The following is a 23,706-nucleotide window of genomic DNA, read 5'->3' as shown; positions in this document are numbered from 1 at the left end:
CCGTGAAAGACCAGCATGTCGCTTTCCACCGCACTGAGCATCGCCCAATCGGCGCTTCTGGCCACCTCGCGGCAGACAAGCGTCGTCACGCGCAATGTGGCAGACGCCGACAATCCGAACTATTCGCGCCGCATCGCGCTCGTCACCAGCACGACGCCCGGCGCACGTTCGGTTGATGTCCAGCGTGCAGCCAACGACCTGCTGTTTCGCCAGAACCTCGGCGCCCTGTCCGCCTACGCCGGCCAGAGCGCGCTTTACAGCGGCATGGATCAGCTCGACGTTTCAGTGAATGGCGTCGACAACGCCTCCTCACCTTCGACTGCGATCGGCAACCTGCAGCAGGCGCTGCAACTATACGCGACCTCGCCGTCCAACCAGAATCTTGGCGCGAGCGTCATCGACGCGGCCAAACAGGTCGTGCGGTCCCTGAATGAAGGCTCCAAGGCCATTCAGGACTTTCGTACCCAAACCGACGGCCAGATCGATACCGCCGTCAAAGATCTCAACTCGCTGCTCAACCAGTTCCAGGATGCCAACACGGCGGTCATGTCCGGAACCCGTTCCGGCACCGACGTTTCCGATGCGCTCGACCAACGCGACGCATTGTTGAAGAAGATCGCCAATTACATTCCGGTATCGACCTTCACGCGTGGCGACAATGACATGGTCATCACCACCGGTGACGGCACGACATTGTTCGAGACGATCCCACGCACCGTCAGCTTCGCCCCCTCCTCGGGCTATGCGGCGGGTGCGGCCGGCAACACCGTCTATATCGACAACGTACCGGTCTCGGCGGGCAGCGGCGGCAACACCACCGCCAGCGGCACGATTGCCGGCCTGCTGCAATTGCGTGACGGCGTCGCCTCGACAATGCAGGGCCAGCTCGACGAAACCGCGCGCGGCCTGATCACCGCCTTTGCCGAAACCGCACCGTCGATGCCCAACGCGGCCGGCCTGTTCACCTGGCCGGGCGCACCGGCGGTGCCAGCCGCAGGCACGCTCGTCGATGGCCTTGCTGGAACGATCAAGATCAATGCCGCGATGGACCCCAGCGCCGGCGGCAACCCGACATTGCTGCGCGATGGGGGCGCCAACGGCGCCGCCTACGTCGCCAACACCACTGGCGGGCCTTCATACTCCAATCTTCTGGTCGCCTATGGCGACCAGCTCGACAAGCCGATGACGTTCGATCCCTCGGCCGGGATTTCGGCAACCTCCAGCGTTGCCGACTACGCCGCCAATTCGATAGGCTGGTTGCAGGGCATTCGTCAGCAGGCTTCGACCGCCGCCGACGCCAAGGAAGCCCTGGCACAGCGCAGTGCCGATGCCTTGTCCAACGCAACCGGCGTCAATGTCGATCAGGAAATGTCGCTGATGCTCGATCTCGAGCACACCTATCAGGCATCCGCCCGGATGATGAAGACCGTCGACGACATGATGACGGCGCTGTTGAACGCGGTGGGATAAGCCATGACCTTCGTCTCCTCTGCTGCCCTTACGAATGCCATGCGCTATCAGCAGATGCGCATGCAAGCCGATCTCGTCAAAGCCACGAAGGAGTCCTCTACCGGCAAGGTCGCCGATGTCGGTCTGGCACTTGGTGGACGTACCGCCCAGTCCGTTACCTTTTCGCGCGACCTCGACCGGCTCAACGTCATTGTCGATTCCAACGGACTGGTGGCCGCCCGGCTCTCGTCGACCCAGACCTCGCTCGGCCAGCTCTCCAACGTCGCGCAGACTTTCCTGTCCAGCCTGACCACCGCATCGTCGGGCGACAACTCAGACAGCCTGACCCAATCGACCGGCCAGACAACTATCCAGCAGCTTACGTCGATCCTCAACACGAGCGTCAACGGCGAATATCTGTTCGCTGGCACCAACACCGACGTCAAGCCGATCAACGATTTCACCGCCGCCGGCTCTCCCGCCAAGGCTGCCTTCGACGCCTCCTTCGTCGCCAAATTCGGCTTCACGCCCGCTGACCCGCTCGCGGCCAACATCACTGCGGCCCAGATGGACGATTTCATCACCAACTATGTCACGCCGCAGTTCCTCGGCGCGGGCTGGCAGACCAACATGTCGAATGCCACCGACCAGCAGATCGTCAGCCGCATCGCGCTCAACGAAACCACCGAGACCTCGACCGGCGCCAACAACGACGGCATCAGGAAGCTCGCCATGGCGGCGGCCATGGTCTCCAGCCTGATGTCCACCAATATCAGCCAGGCGGCAAAGGACAGCATCATCGACCACTCGCAGAAACTGGTCGGCGAGGCGCTGAGCGGCATCGCGCAGGTCCAATCCCAGACCGGTATCGTCCAGAAGCGCGTGTCCGACGCCAGCGACCGTATGAAAACGCAGATCGACCTGTTCGAACGGCACATTCTGGATCTCGAAGCAGTCGATCCGGCGGAAGCCGCGACCCGCGTCGCCGACCTGACGCAGCATATCGAGACGTCCTTTGCTCTGACGGCGCGCCTGCAGCAGCTCAGCCTGTTGAATTACCTGACCTGAAAGCACTCTGAACCGGAACGGTAGAGCCAACGATGTACCAATTCTCCTACGCCGACGTCCAAAGCACCTCCGTCACGGACGCCAAGGACCGCGAGCGCGAGCTGCTGACCCGCTCGATCGACATGCTGTCGGCCGCGGCGGCGGCCGGCCGGGATTCGATGGAGGCCGTGGAGGCACTGAATTTCACCAACCGTATCTGGACTGTCTTCGTCGAAGACCTCGGCTCCAGCGACAATGCGCTCCCCAAGGAATTGCGCGCCAACCTGATTTCCATCGGCCTGTGGCTGCTGCGCGAGGCGGAGGACATCCGCCAGGGCCGCACCGACAATTTCGAGGGGCTGATCGAAGTATCCCAGATCATCCGCGACGGCATTCAATGACCAACACGCTGAAGATATCACTGAAGCCCAACGAGAAGATCTACATCAACGGCGCGGTCATCCGCGTCGACCGCAAGGTCACCGTCGAGCTGATGAACGACGTGCAGTTCCTGCTCGAGAGCCACGTGATCCAGGCCGACGAGGCGTCGACGCCATTGCGGCAGCTCTACTTCATCGTGCAGGTCATGCTGATGAACCCCGCTGGTGCCGATGAAGCGCGCGAGATGTTCCGCCGCTCGCTGCCGCTGCTCATTGCAAGCTTCGAAGACGCCGAGATCGGCAACGCGCTGAAACAGGTCGACCGCATGGTCGGCGAGGATCACATCTACGAGGCCTTGAAGGCGATCCGTTCGCTTTATCCTCTCGAACGCCGCGCGCTTGGCGGCAATGACGACGTTCCGGGCGCCGCGCGCCCGCTGGCCGTGGGAGCACGATACTAATGACCGTGGACATGACGACTTCGATACCGGTTGGCGCCAACCAGACCACCACGCAGACCGCCAAGACCGCTGTCGACTACAACTCGTTCCTGAAACTTCTGATCGCCGAGATGAAGAACCAGGATCCGACCAAGCCGATGGATTCGACGCAGTACGTCGCCCAGCTCGCCACCTTCTCGCAGGTCGAGCAGTCAGTGCAGACCAACACCAAGCTCGACCAGATCATGCAGTCGTCGGCGCTGTCGCAGGCCGACGCTCTCATAGGCCGCAACATCACCTCGGCCGATGGCAAGACCACGGGCACGGTGGCGTCGGTGACGCTTGGCAGCAACGGACTGATCGCGGTGCTGCAGGATGGCACCACGGTCCCCGTCGGCGCGGGCGTATCGATCAAGCCGGCGAGCTAGGCCAACCGCCACATGAATGAGGCCGACGCTCTCGACATCGTCCAGTATGCGGTGTGGACGGTGCTGACCGCCTCCGCGCCGGTGGTGCTGGTCGCAATGGCGGTCGGCATCGGCATCGCGCTGATCCAGGCACTGACGCAGGTCCAGGAGATCACCTTGACCTTCGTGCCCAAAATCGTCGCCATCATGCTTGTGGTGGCGCTTACGGGTCCCTTCATCGGCGGCCAGATATCGGCTTTCACCAATGTCATCTTCGAGCGCATCCAGAACGGTTTCTGATCCGGAACCTTCCGGGACGGTGCGGCTTCCCTTCGGAATGCCCTGAAAGCGGCGGCCCGCTTGCGGTTGACCCGGTTCCGGCTAGATTGCCGTGTTGGCCACTCCCGGCCAGGCGATCGTTTTGTCCCAATGGCTTCTCGCAGAACCCCGGACCAGCCCAGACCGGCCGGCACGCCATGTGCGGCATAGCCGGCGTCTGGCGCAAACGCGATCCGATCAGCGGCGGCGACATCGCCGACGTCAACAGCATGATGCAGGCGCTGGCCCATCGCGGGCCCGACGACCATGCCAGCTGGAACGACGGCCGGCTGGCGCTCGGTCACCGGCGGCTGTCGATCATCGATCTGTCCGCGCAGGCGCGCGAGCCCATGCTCACGGCCTGTGGCAAGGGCGTGCTGGTCTACAATGGCGAGGTCTACAATTATCGCTCGCTGCGGGACGCGCTGGAGGCTGAGGGCAGGCGGTTCCGGACGGTCTCGGATACAGAGGTGGTTCTCGAAGCGCTGCATCACTGGGGGCCGGACAAGGCGATCCCGATGTTCGACGGCATGTTCGCCATCGCCTATTTCGACGCGCGTGCCGGCGCCCTGTGGCTCGCGCGCGATCGTCTCGGCATCAAGCCGATGTCGGTGGCCGAGACGGGCGAGCGAATCCTGTTCGCCTCCGAGGACAAGGCGATCCTGGCCTGCGATGGCGTTGCACGGAGCGTGGATGCGCGCGAGATCACCTTGCGCCTTGCCTGGCAGAGCCGTGACTCCTGTTCCAGCCTGTTCCAGGGCATAGAGCGGCTGCCGCCGGCAGGCCTGTGGAAGATCAGCGATGCCGGCATTGAGAAGCGCTGTTTCTGGCATGTCCTCGATGCGCTCGACCCCGCCCGCATCGTTGGCGATACGGCCAGCGACGCCGAGCACATGGCAACGCTGGAAGCGCTGATCAAGGACAGCGTCGAGCTCCATTGCATCGCCGATACCAGCCTGGCCGCGGCCTGCAGCGGCGGTGTCGATTCTGGTCTCGTCACCACGCTGGCCAAACGGTTCAGGCCGGAGATGACGGCCTATGTCGTCGATCCCGGCATTGGCCACAGCGAAGCCGATGACGCCGAGCGCACCGCCAGCCAAGCCCATGTGCCGCTGAACAGGGTGCCGGTCGACAAGGACCGGTTCCTCGACCTATGGCCGAAGACCATCTGGCATCTGGAAAGCGACGGTTGGCATGCAAGCCATGTCTGCCTGCTCGCGCTCGCCGAGCAGTGCCGGGCCGATGGCATCAAGGTGCTGCTGACCGGTGAAGGCGCCGACGAACTCTTTGGCGGCTACGACTGGCAGGAAGCCAGCCTGAAATTGTGGCGGCCCTGGTCCTGGCCGAGGCGGCTGTTTCTTTCGAAGCGAAGCCTGACCCGCAAATTCGAGCGCCAGCGTCATGCCCCGTTCCGCACATCGATCGCGGGTGGCCATGCCTGGGATCGCAACATCGTGCTCAGGGCGCTTTCGCCGGAATTGAATTTCCTTCAGGCGAAGATCTTCGACCGGCTGGAGCCGGTGACGCCGCTTGGCGACCGCGCCTTCCTCGGATGCTGCCTTCACGACATGTATTCGCATCTGCAGGATCTGCTGAACCGGCATGACCGGCTCAGCATGGCGGCCTCGGTTGAGCTCAGGGTGCCGTTCCTCGAGAACCGGCTGATCGACTTCGCGATCCATCTGCCTCGGCGACACAAATACCGCCAGAAGCAAGGAAAATGGCTTTTGAAGAAAGTCGCGGAAAAACACATTCCACTTCAGAACGTGAGGGCCAGGAAGAACGGTTTCCAGGTATCGGCGAACTTCACAGCCGGCACCGAGTCCCTGTTGCATGGCGGCTTTCTGCGCGATGCGATGAAGTGGCCGGCATCTTCGGTCGCGGACCTGATCGACCTCGCCAGGCGCGATCAGGCCTCGAGGCTTCGGCTGGTGGGAATGGAGCTTTTCCTTCGTCTCCATGCCGGCGGCCAATCCACCGGCCACCTGACCGAGGCACTGCACGCGGCCGTCGCCGAGACGCGCTGAAACGTCAGGTTGGAGGCGTGTGGCCCTTCGCTATCCCCTTGTTGGACCATGATCTTCCCCGCAAGGCATTCGCGCTTTGCGCCGCAATGCCATAGTTTCGGCAAATCATGCGGGGAAACGGATCACCGCAAGGATCAGCGCGCCGTGGCAGGAACCCACCGATGATTGACGAAAAGCCGGATAGCGAAAGCGTCTCGGCGCTGGCGCCGTTCCGGCACGGCATCTTCCGCGCCGTATGGGGCGCAAGTCTCGTCTCCAATTTCGGCGGCTTGATCCAGGGCGTCGGCGCCGCCTGGATGATGACCACCATCGCCACCTCGCCCTATCAGGTCGCCCTGGTCCAGGCCTCGACCACCTTGCCGATCATGCTGTTCGCGCTTGTCGCCGGCGCCATCGCCGACAGCTTCGACCGCCGCAAGGTGATGCTGGTCGCCCAGACCTTCATGCTGGTCGTTTCGGTGCTTCTGACCGCGTTCACCTATCTGGACCTGATCACGCCGTGGACGCTGCTGGCCTTTACCTTCCTGATCGACAGCGGCACGGCGCTCAACAGCCCGTCATGGCAGGCCTCCGTCGGCGACATCGTTCCGCGCAACAAGGTGCCTGCCGCCGTGGCGCTGAATTCCATGGGGTTCAACCTGACCCGCAGCGTCGGCCCGGCGATCGGCGGCATCATCGTCGCGGCCGCCGGCGCGGCCGCCGCCTTCGCGGCGAACGCGGTGAGCTATATCGGCCTCATCGTCGTGCTGGCACGCTGGAAACCGGATCTACCGGTCTCGACCTTGCCGCGCGAGTCATTGGGGGCCGCCATGGGCGCCGGCCTGCGTTACGTCGCCATGTCGCCCAACATCGGCAAGGTGCTGGTCAGGGGCGCGGCCTTTGGCTTCAGCGCCGGCGCGGTGCTGGCGCTGCTGCCGCTGGTGGCGCGCGACGTCGTCAAGGGCGACGCGCTGACCTACGGCATCATGCTGGGCGCCTTCGGCATCGGTGCCGTCGGCGGCGCGCTGATCAGCGTGCGGCTGCGGCAGTTGCTCTCCAGCGAGACGATGGTGCGCTGTGCCTTCGCCGGCTTCGCTGCCTGCGCCTTCAACGCCGCCATCAGCCAGCATGCCTGGCAGACCTCGCTCGGCCTGCTGGTCGGCGGTGCCTGCTGGGTGATCGCGCTGTCCCATTTCAACGTCACCGTGCAGATGGCGACACCGCGCTGGGTGGTCGGCCGGGTCCTGTCTGTCTACCAGACCGCCACCTTCGGCGGCATCGCGCTGGGCAGCTGGATCTGGGGTGTCGTTGCCGATGCGCATGGTGCCGAGACGGCGCTGATCGCCGCGGCCATCGCCATGCTGGCCGGCGGCGCCATCGGCCTCGTACTGCCGCTGCCGCAGCAGCAGGTGCTCAACCTCGACCCGCTCAACCGTTTCAGGGAACCGCACCTCGCGCTCGACCTCAAGCCGCGCAGCGGCCCGATCGCCATCATGATCGAATATGTGATCCGGCGCGAGGACGAGGCGGAATTCCTCGCCACCATGGCCGAGCGCGGCCGCATCCGCCGCCGTGACGGCGCCCGCAACTGGACGCTGGCGCGCGATCTCGAAAATCCGTCGATCTGGATCGAGCATTACCACACGCCGACCTGGCTCGAATATGTCAGGCATAACGGCCGCATCACCCATGCCGATGCCATGGTCGGCGAACGCTTGCGGGCGCTGCACTCGGGCGACGAGCCGCCGCGCGTGCGCCGCGTCATCGAGCGCCCGACGACAGCCGGCACGGCTCTGGTGCCGGCCAAGGGACCGATCGAGCACTGACGACTCGGAGAACGCGGGCGGCTTATCCCTCCCCCGACAGGTCCCGGCGCGCCTTTTCGAGTTCCTCGGCATAGCGCCGCATCAAATGGCCCTCGGTCAGCAGACCGAGCACGATGTGGTCGGCGAAATCCTCGACCACGGCCAGTTCCTCGGCACCGGCGCGCTGGAAGGTCTCGGCGGCGGCCTGCACGTTCATGCTCGGCACCAGCACGGCATCCTTGTACTGGGCAAGATCGCGCACGGTCGCCTCGCCTCCGGAAGGATCGCTGTGCAGTTCGGCCACGATCAGCACGCCGACATACTCATCCCCCGGATCGACGGCGATTACGCGCTGGGCCGACCCCAGCGGGAATTCCTTGCGGAAGGCGGCCAGCGTCGTCGACGCATCGATGGTCTTGATATCCTTGCGCATCATCGAGCCGACGGTCAGGCTGCGCATCCAGCCGACATCGTGGGCGCTGCGGATCGTCTCGCCGCGCAGGTGGAAGCGCCAGGTGGAGAACGAATAGCCGAAGGTCTCGCGCACCAGGATCGCCGCCATGATCGAGGCGGCCAGCACCACGCCGGTGAGCGTCAGGTCGCGTGTCGATTCCAGCGCCAGAAAGGTCATGGTCAGCGGACCGCCGACGACACCGACGGCAAGCGACGTCATGCCGACGACGGCGGCGACGGAGGGGTCGATGCCAGTGGCCGGCGAGACGAGCGCCATGACACCGGCAAACGCCTTGCCGAGCAGCGCGCCGAGGAACAGCGAGGCGAAGAACAATCCGCCGCGAAAGCCCGAGCCAAGCGAGATGGCCGACGCCGCCAGTTTCAGCACGAAGACGCTCGCCACCACCGCCAGCCCGTAATTCATGGCGAACTCGCGATGCAGCGCGCCGTGGCCGCTGGACAGGACCTGCGGCGTGATCAGCCCCAGGAGCCCGACCAGGACACCGCCGATGACGGGGCGCAGCGAGGCATCGACCGACAGCCTGTTGAAACCGCGTTCGATCAGCGTGACCAGTTGCATGATGGCGATCGAGGCCGCCCCGCCAAGCAGGCCGAGCAGCAGGAACGGCACATATTGGCTGGCGGTGAGTTGCGGCAACCCTGAGAGCTCGAGCGGAAACGGCACGCCGCCGAACACTTCCGCCGTCAGCGAGGCGGAGATCGCCGCGGTCATGACCGGCGCGACATTGGCGACCGAGTAGATGCCGATGACCAGTTCGAAACCGTAGAAGGCGCCGGTCAGCGGCGCATCGAAGGCGGCGGCTATGGCGCCGGCGGCGCCGCAGCCGACCAGGATGCGGACATCGTTGCGGCGCAACCGGAAGGCGCGCGCCAGCCGCGAGGCGACGCCGGAGCCGACCTGCGTATAGCCGGCCTCCAGGCCGACCGAAGCGCCGAAGCCGCTGGAAATCATCGTCTGGACGACGATGATGAAGGTATCGGTCAGTGACATGCGCCCGCCATAGAGCGCGTTGGCCTCGATCGGGTCGACCGGCGTGCGGAATTTCCGAAGCCTGAGCCAGACCACCGATATCCCGAGCAGGATGCCGCCGATCGCCGGGATCAGTGCCTGCATCGGATCGGCAAGCGAGAACATGCCGGACAGCCGGCCGCCGGGCTGGACACCGAACAGAAGCCCGTGCAGATCCTGCACGATCTGGCTCATCGCGGTGACCAGCATGCCTGCCATGACGCCGACAACGCCCGCCAGGATGACCACGGCAATGCCGCGCGCCTCCAGCAGAGGGATTGACCTCAGAAGCACCGCGCGCAGCCGGCGGGCGTAGACTTGGGGTTGGTTTCTGGAAAGCACGGGGCGGCTCGCCGATATCAAAGGCAAAGGAAGACCCGCCTGATACGCCGGGCGGCACGTCGTGACAACCACAATGCCGACATCGAAGGCGCCAATATGGCCGCGATGCCGCCAGCCTTTCCAGCCCTGGATCGGAAAGCCACCGGCGCGGTGGTCAATCCGGGATCGTCAGCGGGCCGCAATCGTCGTCGGCAATGAAGGTCGCCAGCAGTTCGGCCGGCACCGTCGTGCTGGCATTCTCGGCGAAGAGATGGATCGCCCCGGGCGGCTCGAACCATGTTTGTCCCTGCGCATAGGTGCCGACGGGGCCGCCCGCCAGTTGTGAACGCAGCGTACCCTTCAGCACGAAGGCGCTGACCGAGCCCGGATGCCGATGGCGGGGCGTATAAGCATTTGGAGGAAATACGACGACGACCGTGGTGATCGACTTGCCCGGTACGTTGGGTAGCCTTTCACAGGAGACAGGCGTGACGACCGTCTTGGGCCGTGCGGCGGAGCTACCCACGGCAGCGCCTTCCATGTTCATGTGCGTTTCCATGCCGACCGGCTCGACAGCCATCAAACCCGGACCGGTCCACTTGGCCGCCAGCGCGAACAGAACCGCGACGGCACTGACGGCGATCAGGGACTGGCCGGTCCGCAAACGAGCTTGATGGGTGATCATGTCGATGTCTCCGAGCGGATTGGTTCAGGCGGGCAAGCGGAAATCGGCGCGCCAGCCGAGTTCCTCGGCCGCCTTTCGCGTCGAGACGGCCTCATTGGATTCGGCAATGTTGAAGATGCCTGGCGCGCCCTTGTCCAGTGCAAGCAGCGCCGCATAGGCAGCCGCATCGACATGCAGCGGCGACGCGCCGGCGGGCGTGTCCGCTCCTGTTCCGGGGCCGTAGAGCTGGCCATAGCGCAGGACGATGCCGGCGAATGGTGCATTGAGCACGGCCGTTTCGAGCGCGATGACCCCGCCGACGCTGATTCCGCGATTGCCGCTCGCGCCGCTATCCAGCGGATCGGCCTCGGCATGCGGCTCGGAGCCTGGCGCGAAGGCCCAGGCGATGCTTTGCGCCACCATGCGCCTGACGCCGGATGCGACGGCCGCGGCGACCAGATTGCGTGTGCCCTCCTCGCGGATGCGGGCGTTGCCCACGACAGCTTCGGCCATGCGGCTCGGGTCCAGGCCTGCCGGCAGGTCGGTCAATTGGTGGACGACGATGTCGGGGCGGGCAGCACGCATCGCCCGCGACAGTGCGTCGGCATCGAACACGTCCACAACCGCTGGCTCGACGCCAAGGGTCCCTAATTTGGCGGCTCTGTCGGCATTGCGCGTAGTGCCCGTCACCTGATGGCCGGCGGCCAGGAGTTGCGGGATCAGCCGCTGCCCGATGGCGCCCGAAGCGCCGGCGAGAAAAATCCGATAGGCCATCGTCATCGTCCTTGCTCTGCTATAATCTCAGGGTTCGAACAACATATAAGAGCTCTTACATCATGAGCAAGCCAGATCAACATGCCTCGGTTCCGGCTCCGGGCGAAGGCAAACGCGGCGAGCAAGGCTATCTCGGCTATCTCCTGCGGCAGGCCGCCGGCGCGCATCGGCTGAGGGTCGACCGGGCGCTGGCCGACCTCGGCGTGACGCAGCCGCAATTCGTCACGCTGACCATGCTGGCGGCCTATCCCGGCCTCTCCAACGCCGATCTTGCCCGGCTGGCGCTGCTCACCCCGCAAACGCTCAGCGTCATCGTCACCAATCTGGAGCGCGCCGGCTCGCTGCTGCGCAAGCCCCACGCCGTACATGGGCGCATCCAGCATATCGAGCTCAGCCCCAGTGGACAGGCGCTGCTGCGGCGATGCCGGGACCGTGTGCATGCGATCGAGACCGAACTGGCCACCGGTCTGTCGGCGTCGGAGGAACGAGCCGTCAGGCGGTGGCTGGTCGGCGTTGCCACCGCCGATACCGCCGAAACCTGATTGCTTGCTGGCGGCTGGCGAGGTGCCAGACCGTTCAGGTCGGCATGGGTTCGCCGGCCTCGTAGAGCACCAGATTGCGCTCGCCGATGCCGAGCCCCGGCCAGCTCGCGCGCCAGTCGGCGATGTGCGGCGAGCGGAAATGCGCATCGAGTGCCGGCCGGTCGCGCCATACCTCGGTGACCCGGATCAAGCCGGGATCAAGCACATCCTGCGCGTAGGAATATTCAAGGCATCCGTCCTCGGCGCGGCTGGCGCGGACCATGCGCTCCATCACCGGCCTTGCCTCGTCGAGCCTGCCGGGCGGCAGGCGGATCGTACCGATGATCAGCAGCATGGATAGTCCTTCGCGAGAGAGTCGATCCGGCCACTCTCCCACCCTCGCGCAAGCTTGGCCAGCTACCCTCGCCGGGCTGTCGCATGCTCGGCAGCCCTATGGGTTCGAGGACGAGAATGGCGATCAGCGAAAGCATCCAGCCCGGCGCGGTGGCCAAGAACGGCCGCGACATCTTTTTCGCGCTCGGCATCGTCATCATCCTGGCCGTGCTGTTCCTGCCGATCCCGGCCTTTCTCATCGACATCGGGCTGGCCTTCTCGATCGCGCTTTCGGTGCTGATCCTGATGGTGGCGCTGTGGATCCAGCGGCCGCTCGATTTCTCCTCGTTCCCGACCGTGCTGCTCATCGCCACCATGCTGCGCCTGTCGCTCAACATCGCCACCACGCGCATGATCCTGTCGCATGGCAATGAGGGCACGCACGCCGCCGGCTATGTCATCGCCGGCTTCTCCAAGCTGGTCATGGCCAGCGACTTCGTCATCGGCCTCATCGTCTTCATGATCCTGATCGTGGTGAACTTCATCGTCATCACCAAGGGTGCCACCCGTATTGCCGAGGTGGGCGCCCGCTTCACCCTCGACGCCATCCCCGGCAAGCAGATGTCGATCGACGCCGATCTCTCCGCCGGCATGATCGACGACAAGACCGCGCAGCTGCGCCGCCGCGAACTGGAAGAGGAATCCTCCTTCTTCGGCTCGATGGACGGTGCCTCGAAATTCGTGCGCGGCGACGCCATTGCCGGCCTCATCATCACCGCCATCAACATCGTCGGCGGCATCGCCATCGGCTACATCAGGCACGGCATGGGCATGGGCGAGGCCGCCGACGTGTTCATCAAGCTGTCGGTTGGCGATGGTCTCGTCACCCAGATCCCGGCGCTGATCGTCTCGCTCGCCGCCGGCCTCTTGGTTTCCAAGGGCGGCACGCGCGGCTCCACAAACCAGGCCGTGTTCGGCCAACTCGGTGCCCATCCGCGCGCGCTCTATGTGGCGGCGGCGCTGCTGGTTCTGCTCGGCCTGATGCCCGGCCTGCCACTGTTCCCGTTCTTCGCGCTGGCCGCCGGCATGGCTGGCCTCGGCTATGTCATTCCGATGCGCCACAACCGCGCGGTCGCCGAGGCCGAGGCGCTGAAGAGCCAGGAGAAGGCGACAAAGGCCGAGGAAGAAAAGAACTCGGTCAAGGCCTCTCTCGCCACCGCCGAGATCGAACTCCTGATCGGCAAGCAGCTTTCGACCCGGCTCCTGGTCTCGCATCAGGAACTGGTCTTCCGCATGTCCAAGATGCGCAAGAAATTCGCCCAGCAATACGGCTTCGTCGTTCCGGAAGTCCGCGTCGCCGACGACTTCGCTATCCCGCCGAAAAGTTATCAGATCAAGGTGCACGGCACCGTGGTCGCCGAATATTCCATGCGCGTCGGCGAGATCATGGTGCTGCTCGGCAACCGCGACATACCCGAAATCCCCGGCGAGGAAATTCGCGAGCCAGCCTTCGGCATGCGCGCCTATTCCGTCATGGAAACCTTCGCCGAGGACCTGAAGCGCGAGAACTTCACCTTCGCCGACAACATGTCGGTGCTGCTCACCCATCTCTCGGAAGTCATCCGCAACAACCTGCCGCAGCTGCTCTCCTACAAGGACATGAAGGCGTTGCTCGAACGCCAGGACCAGGAATACCGCAAGCTCGCCGACGAGATCTGCACCACCCACATCTCCTATCCCGGCCTGCAGGCGGTGCTGAAGCTTTTGCTTGCCGAACGCGTCTCGATCCGCAATCTGCATTTGATCATCGAGGCCATCGCCGAGATCGCGCCGCATGTGCGCCGCACCGAGCAGATCGTCGAACATGTGCGCATCCGGATGGCCCAGCAGATCTGCGGCGACCTCTCGGAAGGCGGCGTGCTTAAGGTGCTGCGCCTCGGCAACCGCTGGGATCTTGCCTTCCACCAGAGCCTCAAGCGCGACGCCAAGGGCGAGGTGCGCGAGTTCGACATCGATCCGCGCCAGTTGGAGGAGTTCGGTCAGGACGCCACCAAGGCGATCAAGAAACATCTGGAAGCCGGCGAGCGCTTCGTGCTGGTCACCGCGCCCGACGCGCGCCCCTATGTACGCATGATCATCGAGCGCCTGTTCACCACGCTGCCGGTGCTCTCCCACGTCGAAATCGCCAAGGGCGTCGAGATCAGGGTGCTCGGGACCATATCGTGAGCGTTCTCTCGCAGGCCGTCGTCATCGCGGCGTTCCTCGCCTTCTGCCGCATCGGCGCCTGCTTCATGCTGATGCCGGGCCTGTCCAGCGCCCGCGTGCCCGTCCAGGTCAGGCTGTTCGTGGCGGTCGCCGCCACCGGCGGCCTGCTCGCCTTCCTGTGGGACAAGATCTTTCCCTTCGTCGATCCGCGTCCGCAGGTCCTGGTGCCGATGATCATTTCGGAACTGCTGGTCGGCGGGCTGATCGGTGCCATGACCAGGCTCTACATGGAAGCGCTGCGCTTCATGGGGTCGGCTATCGCCATGCTGATCGGCTATGGCGGCTCCGGCGGACCGACGATCGAGGAGCCAGAGCCGCAGGCGGCGCTCGCCGCCATCATTTCGTTCTCGGCGCTGCTGATGCTGTTCGTCTTCGACTTCGATCACGAGATCGTCCGTGCCCTGGTGACGTCCTACACGGTCGCGCCGGTCAACGTCTTCTTCAACCCGCAGGCAGCGCTGGTCGACATCACCGACACCGTGTCGGACACGTTCTTCCTGGTCATCCGCCTCGGCAGCCCCTTCGTCGCCTATGCCATTCTCGTCAACCTGACGATCGGCTTCGTCAACAAGCTGACGCCGCAGATCCCGATCTATTTCATTTCCCAGCCCTTCGTCATCGCCGGCGGCATGCTGATCTTCTATTTCGCCGTCGGCACCATGCTGTCGCTGTTCGTCGACGGCTTCGTCGACCTCACACTGGCGAGGTGACATGAGCACGCGCAAGGATCGCTTGAAGAAACTGGTCAAGGTGCAGGCGCAGCTGAAGGCCCTGCACGAGACCCGCCACGCCACCTTCGTCGCCGCGGCAAACGCCGCCGAGACCGAGGCCCGTGAATTGATCGGCCATTTCGACCAGGACAATTCCCTCTCCGGCCTGTTCCCCGATCTCTACCATCGCCGCATCGCCCAGGCTGTCGTGCGCCAGGAGGAGAACCTGGAAAGCGCCAGGCAGGAGGCCGGCCTCATCGCCGCGGCAAGCGCCCGCACCAACATGGTGGAGCGCGCCTACAAGGACGTGCGCAACCGCGACGATCGCGAGAGATCAGACCGCGAGCGGCTGGACCTAATCGCGCAGAAGCGGCAGGAATAGCGGCGAGTTTTGTTGATCCAGAGACGGTCTTTGTCCGCCGAAGCGTGGACATCCGCTTTGCGTCTCATGTCAGCCGATTTCAATGCCCCATTCTGGTGGGCCGCCTGGCCGACACGGCGGACATTACTTCAGAATGTTGATTTCGACGGACGGACGAAGATGTTCGGCTCGCTATTCCAGATACGGCCTCAGCACATCTTCGATCCATGCCATGAATGCGCGGACCCGGCGCGACAGATTGCTCCGATGAGCCACGACGAGGGACACAGCGATCGCCCGTCGACGAAAATCGGGTAGGACCTCCACAAGCGTTCCGCTCTCCAGGTATTGGCCAATCCCCAGGAGTGGCGCCTGAATCAGGCCAAGGCCGGCGAGCGCAGCGGCGTCGTAGGTCTGCGCGCTGTTGACGTGTAGCGTACCTGGCAACTGAAGCGTTGCGTAGCTGTCGCCTTCCGGATATTCCCATCCCAAGGGTCTTGCGCCCAGCACCGTCGAAAAATGAATTGTCCGATGTTCCTGACGCTGCAGATCTTCCAGCGATAGAGGGACGCCGTGGCGCGCCAGATAGGCGGGACTGGCGGCGTTGACCATGCGCAACAGGCCCAGAGGGCGGGCAATCAGCGTTTCGTCCCGGATGGCTCCAAGCCGCAATACACAGTCGAACCCCTCTTGAGCCAGATCGACTTGCCGATCCGTACTCGACATCTCCAGCTCCAACTCGGGGTGAGCCGCCATGAAGGCCGGCAAGGCCGGCACGATCGTTGTGCGCGCAACCTCGGTCGGAAGATCGACCCTCAGACGCCCGCGAAGTGCCACGCGATCGCCTGCGAACATCGAGTGTAAGTCATCGACTTCAGCAAGCAGATCGCGGGCACGGGCATGAAATGCGCGTCCGTCTTCCGTCAACTGCACGCTGCGCGTCGTCCGGTGCAGGAGCCTGACACCGATATCTTCTTCCAGCTTGCGGACCGCCATTGAGGCCCTTCCCTTTTGAATGCCCAAGCTGTCGGCTGCGTGAGTGAAGCTCCCCATTTCCGCTACCGTTATGAAGATGAGGATGGGTTCGAGATTCTGCATTTTCGCGCCTCGGTATTGTTCCCCGCATAGAGAACAGTGAGTTCTCAACCTCGGCGTTTATCATATCTAAGAGACACAGTAAGCTCCGAATATATTCCAATCGGAAAATGACAGGTGCCCGAAACAATGAACCTTCATCAGGCGCCTGAAACCATCACCTTGCAGCGCGCCGTGTGGGCCGGCCGGATAATGAGCGCGTTTGTCGTGATTGCTCTGGTGGCTGACGGCACTGTTCAGCTTTTCGCGCCGACACGGTTCGCGAGCATATTGCAGGAAACCGGGTTCGCGATGGAGCTGACCCGTGTCGTGGGTCCTATCATACTCGCCTGCGCCATCCTTTACGCCATCCCGGCCACCGCCGTCCTCGGCGCGATCCTGGTGACGGGCTTTCTAGGCGGCGCCATCTGCGCCCATGTCCGCATTGGTGAGTTGGGGTCGCCGCCGGAAGTCATTTCCCTGCTTCTGGGCGCGATGACATGGGGCGGCCTCTATCTGCGCGATCCCCGTATCCGGGCCATTCTGCCGCTCATCCTTTGAACCCGCAGAACAGGGTTCTGTGCCTCAAGATCAGGAGAAAACGCATGTTTTTAGTAATGGGAATTACGGGAAAAGTTGGCGGCGCGACGGCAAGGCATTTGCTGGCGCAAGGCAAGAAAGTACGCGCGCTGGTCCGCGACCGCGCGAAGGCGGCTAGCTGGACAGACCAGGGCGTCGAACTGGTCGACGGCGACTGGAACAATGCGGCGGCGATCGAGCGGGCGCTCGCAAGCGTCGAAGGCGCGTTTGTCATGTTGCCTCCCATCTGGGCCCCCACACCGGATTTCAACGAAGCCAAGGGCATCATCGCGAACTATGTCAAGGCGCTCGCCAAAGCGCCGGCGCCGCGGATCGTGGCGCTTTCGTCGATGGGCGCGGACAGAACCAGCGGGATGGGGCTGATCACGGCCCTGTCGCTTCTGGAGCAGGGCTTTGGCAACCTGAAATTGCCTATCGCATATGTGCGAGCCGGCGGGTTTTTCGAAAACTTCCTTTATGGCTTGCAAGTCGCCCAGGGCGGCGCGTTGCCGGTCTTCTACAACCCGACCAATCGGCAATCGACCATGGTCGCGACCGACGACATCGGCGCCGAGGTCGCAACGCTTCTGGGCGGGCCGGCATGGTCGGGGCATCGGGTCATCGAACTCGGTTCGATGGTGAGCGCGGATGAAGTCGCCGCGCAATTGGGTGAAGTCATGAAGCTCGACGTTAAAGCCTTTGCCGTCCCGAGGGCCGGGTGGCCGGCGACGTTCGAACAGTTCGGCATTCCAAAGGGCCAGTCTGGCCCGGCCGAAGCGATGTATGAGGCCGTCAACGCCGGAGGGATGGACCTCGGTGTCGAGGGTACGGAGCACGTGGCGGGTACGACGTCCGCACGCGATGTATTCGAGGCTGCCCAGAACGCCCCAAACGTGTAAGTCCGGGACGGATCAGGCATGAGACGGAGGCTGCCCGCTTCTGCGAGGAGAATCGGACGCGGCAGACTTCCACCCATCCCTGCGTTCCACCTCTAACCTCCGCAAGCCTGCCACAAGCTTGTTGAGGCATGGTCCTGGCTAAGGAAACCCGGCAAAAGGCGGACTTTCTTGGCGATTTCTCCACCCAGCGACATCGTGATGGATGTCGCCCGAGCTGCCGATCCGATGGATATCGAGGCTGCCCGCGCCGCGCTGACCAAGCGCGCCGGCGGCGTCGCTGGCACGTTTTCGGTCGACACCGCGGCTTCTGTCGATGCCGGCTCGATCCTGTCACGCGCGACGGCCGACAAGGCCGCCGCCACGGCCGATCCTGCCAAGAAGTTCAAGAAGTTCGAGGCGATGGTCTTGCAGACCTTCATCCAGAACATGCTGCCCAAGGACACCGAGGGCGTCTACGGCACGGGTCTCGCCGGCGACATGTGGAAATCGCAGCTCGCCGAGCGCGTCGCCGACGTCATGGCCGATCGCGGCGGCATCGGCATCGCCAAGTCGCTGCTCGCCGACCACTACATGGACGGCAAGCGCAAGGTGCCGATCGGCCCGGTCTCGAATGGACCGGAAAAGACCGAGATCGACCAGCAAACCCGTCTGTCCACCTCGCTCGTCCAGGAATTGCAGCGCAAGGCCGCCAGGTCGATGACCGGCGACGAGACAACCATAAAAACAGACATCAAGATCTAGACTGGGAAACACCATGGCCGACTCTTCCGAATTCACCGCCAACCTGCCAGCACGAGCGACCGCGCCGGACACACCGGCCCCGTTCGCTCGGCCTGGAAACCTTGCCGCCATCATCGGCCGCATCGAGGAGGTGGTCGAGGAAGAGACCGCCGGCATCCGCAGCGATACAAGCTATGACCTCAAGGCGTCGAACGCCCGCAAGAGCCGTTATCTCTACGAGCTCACCCGCGCCATGAAGGGCGGTAGCGAGGCCGAATTCCTCGAGCAGCATCGCGAGGGCCTGACCCGGCTGCGCCAGAAGCTGGCGAAGAACGAGGCCGCCATCCTGGCCCATCTGAGCGCCGTCAACGAGGTCGCCGGCCTGCTGCGCAGCGCCATCCAGCGCGCCGAAACCGACGGCACCTACTCCGCCGGCGAATTCGGCAGGCTGAAAGGGTAGAGCGCGGCGATGCCGGGCTCGGATTCAAAATGATCAAGGTCATCGCCATAGCGGTCTGGATCTGCGCCGCCACGCTCGGCGCGGTGTTCTATTCGTTCCAGGCCGCCGGCGAACGCGGCGTCGGCGAGAAACCCAAGCCGATGCTGGGCGGGCTGGACTACGTCAAGACCGACGTCATTTCGGTGCCGCTGATCCACGATTCAAAGATCGATGGCTACTTCCTGGCCAAGCTCGTCTACACCGTCGAGCCCGAGCAGATAAAGAAGCTGTCGATCCCGGCCGAGGCGCTGATTACAGACGAGGTCTACAGTTATCTCTACGCCCATCCCCAGATCGACTTCACCAAGAAGGCGACGGTCGACCTCGATGCCTTTCGCGCCGCCATCCGCGACACGATCAACACACGTGTCGGCGCAACCCTGGTGCATGAGGTCCTGATCGATCAGGTCAATTTCCTGAGCAAGGATGAGATCCGCGACAACTGGCTGCGCCGGCGGCAGGATGCCAGCACCCCCGCGACCGAGACGCCTAAGCCGGTCAGCGCGCATTGAGCCATCGGCCGTCGGGCCGGCGCCAGCGGTCCCGATAGCAGTCGGCGCCGGGGCCGATGCCCGCAATTTGCGTTGACGTAAACGTCAATCCAAAGCTATATGCGGCAGCGATTGTAATCGCCTCAGAGGCATGGGCTTCGGCCGGACCGAAATGCCCTGCGCGACAGAATGCAACCAGACAGGAGAACAGCGTGAGCGTTCAGGAGATTGCCGAGAAGATCAAGTCGCGCGTGGCCAGCAGCGGGTTCGATCGTTCCGTGAAATTCGACACCGGCAGCGACGGCGTCATCGTCATCGACGGCGCAACCGTCTCGACCACGGACGCCCCTGCCGACTGCACCATCAAGCTCTCGCTCGACGATCTGGATTCGCTGATCGCGGGAGACCTGAATCCGACCATGGCCTTCATGACCGGCAAGATAAAGGTCGAAGGCGACATGACCGTCGCCATGGCGCTGAGCCAGTTGATCGGCTGAACGGACGTGGCCGCCAGAAGCGGCTTTGAGATGACAAAACGCCGCCTTTTCAGGCGGCGTTTGTTTTGAAGGGCAGTCGCGCTTAAGCCTCAAGCGCCAGGATCGGCGCCTGTGCCTTGAGCTTGCGGCCGGACGCCTTCAGCGTACCCTCGGCGCCATCGAGCGCGCCCTCCACCAGTTCCAGCGCCAGCAGGCGGTGCCGCTCATAAGGTCCCGGCATGGCGAGCGCACCGGTCCTGGCGGCCGAAAAGCCGAAGCGGCCATAGTAGGGCTCGTCGCCGACCAGCAGGATCGCCGCATGGCCGAGGCGCGCGGCTTCCGCGATGGCATGCCGCATCAGCGCCGAACCGATGCCGGCACTCTTGAGCGAGGGGTCGACGGCGAGCGGGCCAAGCAGCAGCGCCGACGAACCGCCCTCGCCCAAGGTGACATCCCATAGCCGCACCGTGCCGGCCACGCCGCCCGAGGCATCGCGCGCGACGAAGGCAAGACCCTCCGAGGGCCGACGGCCACGCCGCAGCTTTTCCGACGATTTGGTCTTGCGCTTCGGCCCCATGGCGCGATCGAGCAAGGCTTCGCGCGCCGCCACGTCGGCAACGGTTTCGGCGACCACGGCGAAGGCCGGCGCATGAGCTACGATTTCAACTGACATTTCCATTTCCGCGATCCCTTCACGAGCGGAGATCTGTTCCACAGGCGAGCCCAAGCGGGCGACGGGCGCCCACCTGGGATGATCTGATCGGTTCTTTCGAACCGTCAGATCACGTAGGATCGGAGAGGCTCGAAGCCGTTGAAGGCGACCGCCGAATAGGTGGTCGTGTAGGCGCCGGTGCCTTCGATCAGCACCTCGTCGCCGATGGTCAGCGACAAAGGCAGCGGATACGGCGTCTTCTCGTACATCACGTCGGCCGAATCGCAGGTCGGGCCGGCGAGCACGCAAGGCGCGGTCTCGGTGCCGTCATGCGCGGTGACGATCGGGTAGCGGATCGCCTCGTCCATCGTCTCGGCTAGGCCGCCGAACTTGCCAATGTCGAGGAACACCCAGCGTACATTGTCGTTGTCGGCCTTCTTCGAGATCAGCACGACTTCCGACTTGATGACGCCGGCATTGCCGACCATGCCGCGGCCCGGCTCGATGATCGTCTCGGGAATGGCGTTGCCGAAATGCTTGCGCAGCGCCGAGAAGATCGCCTGGCCATAGGCCTGCGCCGCCGGCACGTCACGCAAATAGCGGGTCGGGAAGCCGCCGCCCATATTGACCATCTTGAGCACGATGCCTTCCTCGGCCAGCGTCGCGAACACCTTCTTGGCGTCAGCCAGCGCACGGTCCCATGCGGTCAGGTCGGTCTGCTGCGAGCCGACATGGAACGACACGCCATAGGCGTCGAGGCCGAGGCCCTTGGCATGGCGCAGCACATCGACGGCCATGGCCGGCACGCAGCCGAACTTGCGCGACAGCGGCCATTCGGCGCCTTCGCCATCTGTCAAAACGCGGCAGAAGACGCGTGCGCCGGGAGCGACGCGGGCGATCTTCTCGACCTCCTCGACGCAATCGACCGCGAACAGCTTGATGCCGAGCTGGTAGGCGCGTGCGATGTCACGCTCCTTCTTGATGGTGTTGCCGAAGGAGATGCGGTCCGCCGGCGCACCGGCGTCCATCGCCATCTCGACTTCGGCAACGGAAGCGGTGTCGAAGGACGAGCCCATCGCAGCAAGCAGGCGCAGGATTTCCGGCGCCGGGTTTGCTTTCACCGCATAGTAGATCTTGGAATCGGGCAGCGCCTTCTCGAAGGCGCGGAAATTGTCGCGCACGACATCGAGGTCGACGACGAGGCAGGGGCCGGACGGACGTCGGGTGGCGAGGAAGTCGAGAATGCGCTGGGTGGCCATCGGGTTTCTCCATCGCGCCTTTCGGCGCGCACAAGGGTGCGGGCGCGGGCTGTCGGCCTCGCGAACACGCGGTCAAACAAAGGCGGGACGGAAAATCCATGGAACCAGCCGGTGGAGACCCCGGAACCATGAAACGCCGTCTCGCGGCGATGAACCTTGGCCTTGCCCGGCTTCGGTTCGCTTTGTCTGCCTTGGCTTGGATTGGGAGAACCCCGTTCCGCACTGCCGGCAATGAAGGTGTGCCTCTTCAGTAACCCCGGTCTTTGGACAACCGGCAGAGAACCAGAAAGGCCCGCACCGTCGTTGCTTCAAGGTGTCCTCGGTCTGGCGGTTGGCCGCTAAACCGACTGGAGGGGTTGGCTCCAGTTACCTTACCGATTTCCCTCACCATTCGAGGATCGGCGGACACCCACAGGCACGTGCGACTTTGGGCAAGCGCGATATAAGAGCGAAGTATTTCACAATCAATAAAAATCGTATCCCAGGTTGTAAAATTTCTGGCATCGAACAATGTTGGCGCAACCGTATCCGGATATCGAACGATGACAGGCACGCACGGCCCCTTCAACGCCTTTCTCGATCTCCGCCAGATGCCGGTGGCGCATGCCGAGCTTGGGCCGCTGGCCGGGCTGCGGCTGGCGGTCAAGGACATTTACGACGTCGCCGGCTACCGCACCGGTTGCGGCAATTTGCAGAAATTCGCCGGAGGCCACGCCGCTTCGCGCACGGCAGGCGCCGTGCAGATGATTCTCGACGCGGGCGCGCGTTTCGTCGGCAAGACCCAGACCGACGAACTCGCCTTCGCTCTGTTCGGCCAGAACGCGCATTTTCCGTTTCCGGTGAACCCGGCGGCTCTCGACCGCGTCACCGGCGGTTCGTCTTCGGGGTCGGCCGCGGCGGTGGCGGGCAGGCTGGCCGACATCGCAACGGGGTCCGACACAGGTGGTTCGATCCGCGCGCCGGCGAGTTTCTGCGGGCTGATTGGCCTCCGCACCACGCATGGCCGCATTTCCCTCGACGGCACCATGCAGTTGGCGCCGAGTTTCGACACGTTCGGCTGGTTCGCCGACGACATCGAAACCTACGAGACCGTCGGCAAGCTGCTGCTTGGCCGCGATCCGCATCAACATTCCCTGGATCGGCCGCTGACGCTCGGCTGGCTGGACGAAATGATCGCCCGGCCGGCGCTCGCCGAATTTGCAGGAATGAAGGCGCTGGCGAGCGCAGTGTTCGGTACGCCAGCGACGCCGATGTCGCGCTTCAGTTCTTCTCCGGATGAACTCTACTGGTGCTTTCGCCGGCTGCAGGCCAGGGAGGCCTGGACGGTGCATGGCGAATGGATCACCAGCGGCGAGCGCGACCTTGGGCCTGGGGTCGAGGAGCGGTTCGGCTTCGGCCGTGCCGTCGACGATCGGACGGCACAGGCCGAAAAAGTGCGCCGGCTGACTTTTCGCGGTGAATTGAGCGCCCTGCTCGGCAAGGACGGTTTCCTTATTCTGCCGACGGTGCCGGGTCCGGCGCCTTATGTCGACAGCACACCCGAGCAGTTCCAGGCCTATCGCGAGCGCGCCTTGCACCTTCTGTGCCTGGCCGGGCTCTCCGGCTTTCCCCAAATCACCTTACCGATCGGCTCGGTTGCCGGCGCACCGTTTGGACTTTCGCTGCTTGGCCCTTCCGGCAGCGACATTGCCCTGATACGGCTCGGCCGAAAACTTCTAATGCATGTCGCGCAAAAGTGACCTCGGTTTTGCGAAGACGACATGCATCAAACAA

General features: G+C 64.1%; 26 protein-coding genes. 19 read left to right on the top strand and 7 right to left on the bottom strand.

Annotated features, from left to right (window positions below; translation table 11 throughout):
* Positions 1-15: 15 nt before the first annotated feature.
* From flgK to EN850_RS07350, 8 genes are all read left to right on the top strand, one after another.
* On the top strand, positions 16-1,470 hold the full coding sequence (gene flgK / locus EN850_RS07385; protein WP_127869878.1) for a flagellar hook-associated protein FlgK: 1,455 nt from the start codon (positions 16-18) through the stop codon (positions 1,468-1,470).
* Between the two features lie 3 nt (positions 1,471-1,473).
* The gene (locus EN850_RS07380) at positions 1,474-2,517 is read left to right on the top strand and encodes a flagellar hook-associated family protein (RefSeq protein ID WP_127280388.1); all 1,044 of its coding nucleotides are present in this window, start codon (positions 1,474-1,476) and stop codon (positions 2,515-2,517) included.
* A gap of 32 nt (positions 2,518-2,549) precedes the next feature.
* Positions 2,550-2,897 carry a flagellar biosynthesis regulator FlaF gene (flaF, locus tag EN850_RS07375; protein ID WP_127869879.1) on the top strand — a complete coding sequence of 116 codons (348 nt, stop codon included), beginning with the start codon at positions 2,550-2,552 and terminating at the stop codon, positions 2,895-2,897.
* The gene (flbT, locus tag EN850_RS07370) at positions 2,894-3,337 is read left to right on the top strand and encodes a flagellar biosynthesis repressor FlbT (RefSeq protein WP_127869880.1); all 444 of its coding nucleotides are present in this window, start codon (positions 2,894-2,896) and stop codon (positions 3,335-3,337) included. The genes flaF and flbT overlap by 4 nt, the downstream gene beginning before the upstream one ends.
* Positions 3,337-3,744, top strand: coding sequence for a flagellar hook assembly protein FlgD (flgD, locus tag EN850_RS07365; protein WP_127280391.1), 408 nt, complete (start codon positions 3,337-3,339; stop codon positions 3,742-3,744). The genes flbT and flgD overlap by 1 nt, the downstream gene beginning before the upstream one ends.
* A 12-nt stretch (positions 3,745-3,756) precedes the next feature.
* On the top strand, positions 3,757-4,023 hold the full coding sequence (fliQ, locus tag EN850_RS07360; RefSeq protein WP_013893193.1) for a flagellar biosynthesis protein FliQ: 267 nt from the start codon (positions 3,757-3,759) through the stop codon (positions 4,021-4,023).
* A gap of 176 nt (positions 4,024-4,199) precedes the next feature.
* Positions 4,200-6,068 carry an asparagine synthase (glutamine-hydrolyzing) gene (gene asnB, locus EN850_RS07355; RefSeq protein ID WP_136090918.1) on the top strand — a complete coding sequence of 623 codons (1,869 nt, stop codon included), beginning with the start codon at positions 4,200-4,202 and terminating at the stop codon, positions 6,066-6,068.
* A gap of 161 nt (positions 6,069-6,229) precedes the next feature.
* Positions 6,230-7,873, top strand: a complete 1,644-nt coding sequence (locus EN850_RS07350) for an MFS transporter (RefSeq protein WP_136090917.1) — start codon at positions 6,230-6,232, stop codon at positions 7,871-7,873.
* Positions 7,874-7,895: 22 nt separating this feature from the next.
* Here EN850_RS07350 and EN850_RS07345 read toward each other — a convergent pair whose 3' ends face one another.
* From EN850_RS07345 to EN850_RS07335, 3 genes are all read right to left on the bottom strand, one after another.
* Positions 7,896-9,677, bottom strand: a complete 1,782-nt coding sequence (locus EN850_RS07345) for a chloride channel protein (protein WP_135865577.1) — start codon at positions 9,675-9,677, stop codon at positions 7,896-7,898.
* Between the two features lie 154 nt (positions 9,678-9,831).
* Positions 9,832-10,341, bottom strand: coding sequence for a cupin domain-containing protein (locus tag EN850_RS07340; protein WP_136090916.1), 510 nt, complete (start codon positions 10,339-10,341; stop codon positions 9,832-9,834).
* A gap of 24 nt (positions 10,342-10,365) precedes the next feature.
* Positions 10,366-11,094, bottom strand: coding sequence for an NAD(P)-dependent oxidoreductase (locus EN850_RS07335; protein ID WP_135929285.1), 729 nt, complete (start codon positions 11,092-11,094; stop codon positions 10,366-10,368).
* 62 nt (positions 11,095-11,156) lie between these two features.
* Between EN850_RS07335 and EN850_RS07330 the strand changes: the two genes are divergently transcribed.
* Positions 11,157-11,636: a MarR family transcriptional regulator gene (locus EN850_RS07330; protein ID WP_136090915.1), complete on the top strand. Its 480-nt coding sequence runs from the start codon at positions 11,157-11,159 to the stop codon at positions 11,634-11,636.
* Between the two features lie 34 nt (positions 11,637-11,670).
* Here the strand turns inward: EN850_RS07330 and EN850_RS07325 are convergent, their stop codons facing one another.
* Entirely contained in the window at positions 11,671-11,970 is a 300-nt protein-coding gene (locus EN850_RS07325; RefSeq protein ID WP_127869887.1) for a putative quinol monooxygenase, read from the bottom strand.
* Positions 11,971-12,086: 116 nt separating this feature from the next.
* Between EN850_RS07325 and flhA the strand changes: the two genes are divergently transcribed.
* From flhA to EN850_RS07310, 3 genes are read left to right on the top strand one after another with little or no spacing between them, the layout of a single operon-like run.
* On the top strand, positions 12,087-14,174 hold the full coding sequence (flhA, locus tag EN850_RS07320) for a flagellar biosynthesis protein FlhA (protein ID WP_127869888.1): 2,088 nt from the start codon (positions 12,087-12,089) through the stop codon (positions 14,172-14,174).
* A complete protein-coding gene (gene fliR, locus EN850_RS07315; RefSeq protein ID WP_136090914.1) occupies positions 14,171-14,923 on the top strand; it encodes a flagellar biosynthetic protein FliR in 753 nt (250 codons plus the stop codon). Before flhA ends, fliR begins: the two co-directional genes overlap by 4 nt.
* Before the next feature lies 1 nt (position 14,924).
* Positions 14,925-15,305, top strand: a complete 381-nt coding sequence (locus EN850_RS07310) for a hypothetical protein (protein WP_136090913.1) — start codon at positions 14,925-14,927, stop codon at positions 15,303-15,305.
* Positions 15,306-15,476: 171 nt separating this feature from the next.
* Here EN850_RS07310 and EN850_RS07305 read toward each other — a convergent pair whose 3' ends face one another.
* A complete protein-coding gene (locus EN850_RS07305; protein WP_136090912.1) occupies positions 15,477-16,382 on the bottom strand; it encodes a LysR family transcriptional regulator in 906 nt (301 codons plus the stop codon).
* Positions 16,383-16,496: 114 nt separating this feature from the next.
* Here EN850_RS07305 and EN850_RS07300 point away from each other — a divergent pair, with 114 nt between their 5' ends.
* From EN850_RS07300 to EN850_RS07275, 6 genes are all read left to right on the top strand, one after another.
* Positions 16,497-16,919, top strand: a complete 423-nt coding sequence (locus EN850_RS07300; RefSeq protein WP_136090911.1) for a DoxX family protein — start codon at positions 16,497-16,499, stop codon at positions 16,917-16,919.
* On the top strand, positions 16,916-17,836 hold the full coding sequence (locus tag EN850_RS07295; RefSeq protein ID WP_246689158.1) for an NmrA family NAD(P)-binding protein: 921 nt from the start codon (positions 16,916-16,918) through the stop codon (positions 17,834-17,836). Before EN850_RS07300 ends, EN850_RS07295 begins: the two co-directional genes overlap by 4 nt.
* A gap of 168 nt (positions 17,837-18,004) precedes the next feature.
* On the top strand, positions 18,005-18,577 hold the full coding sequence (locus EN850_RS07290; protein ID WP_189591020.1) for a rod-binding protein: 573 nt from the start codon (positions 18,005-18,007) through the stop codon (positions 18,575-18,577).
* 13 nt (positions 18,578-18,590) lie between these two features.
* On the top strand, positions 18,591-19,016 hold the full coding sequence (locus EN850_RS07285; RefSeq protein ID WP_127869892.1) for a hypothetical protein: 426 nt from the start codon (positions 18,591-18,593) through the stop codon (positions 19,014-19,016).
* Positions 19,017-19,045: 29 nt separating this feature from the next.
* Positions 19,046-19,567, top strand: coding sequence for a hypothetical protein (locus EN850_RS07280; RefSeq protein ID WP_127869893.1), 522 nt, complete (start codon positions 19,046-19,048; stop codon positions 19,565-19,567).
* Positions 19,568-19,758: 191 nt separating this feature from the next.
* Positions 19,759-20,043, top strand: coding sequence for an SCP2 sterol-binding domain-containing protein (locus EN850_RS07275; RefSeq protein WP_027144782.1), 285 nt, complete (start codon positions 19,759-19,761; stop codon positions 20,041-20,043).
* An 82-nt stretch (positions 20,044-20,125) separates the two neighbouring features.
* On the opposite strand, the gene EN850_RS07270 is transcribed toward EN850_RS07275, so the two are convergent.
* Together EN850_RS07270 and odc2 are read right to left on the bottom strand one after the other, a co-directional pair.
* A complete protein-coding gene (locus EN850_RS07270; protein WP_135881308.1) occupies positions 20,126-20,701 on the bottom strand; it encodes an N-acetyltransferase in 576 nt (191 codons plus the stop codon).
* A gap of 98 nt (positions 20,702-20,799) precedes the next feature.
* Positions 20,800-21,933: an ornithine/lysine decarboxylase gene (odc2, locus tag EN850_RS07265; protein WP_127275858.1), complete on the bottom strand. Its 1,134-nt coding sequence runs from the start codon at positions 21,931-21,933 to the stop codon at positions 20,800-20,802.
* 542 nt (positions 21,934-22,475) lie between these two features.
* Here odc2 and EN850_RS07260 point away from each other — a divergent pair.
* Positions 22,476-23,672 (top strand): amidase, encoded by a 1,197-nt coding sequence (locus EN850_RS07260; RefSeq protein WP_127275857.1) that lies wholly within the window; start codon positions 22,476-22,478, stop codon positions 23,670-23,672.
* Positions 23,673-23,706: the final 34 nt, after the last annotated feature.

Source organism: Mesorhizobium sp. M8A.F.Ca.ET.207.01.1.1, assembly GCF_004794715.1.
In the GTDB taxonomy this organism is placed as follows: Bacteria; Pseudomonadota; Alphaproteobacteria; order Rhizobiales; family Rhizobiaceae; genus Mesorhizobium.
This window is presented reverse-complemented; position numbering and strand designations above follow the sequence as displayed.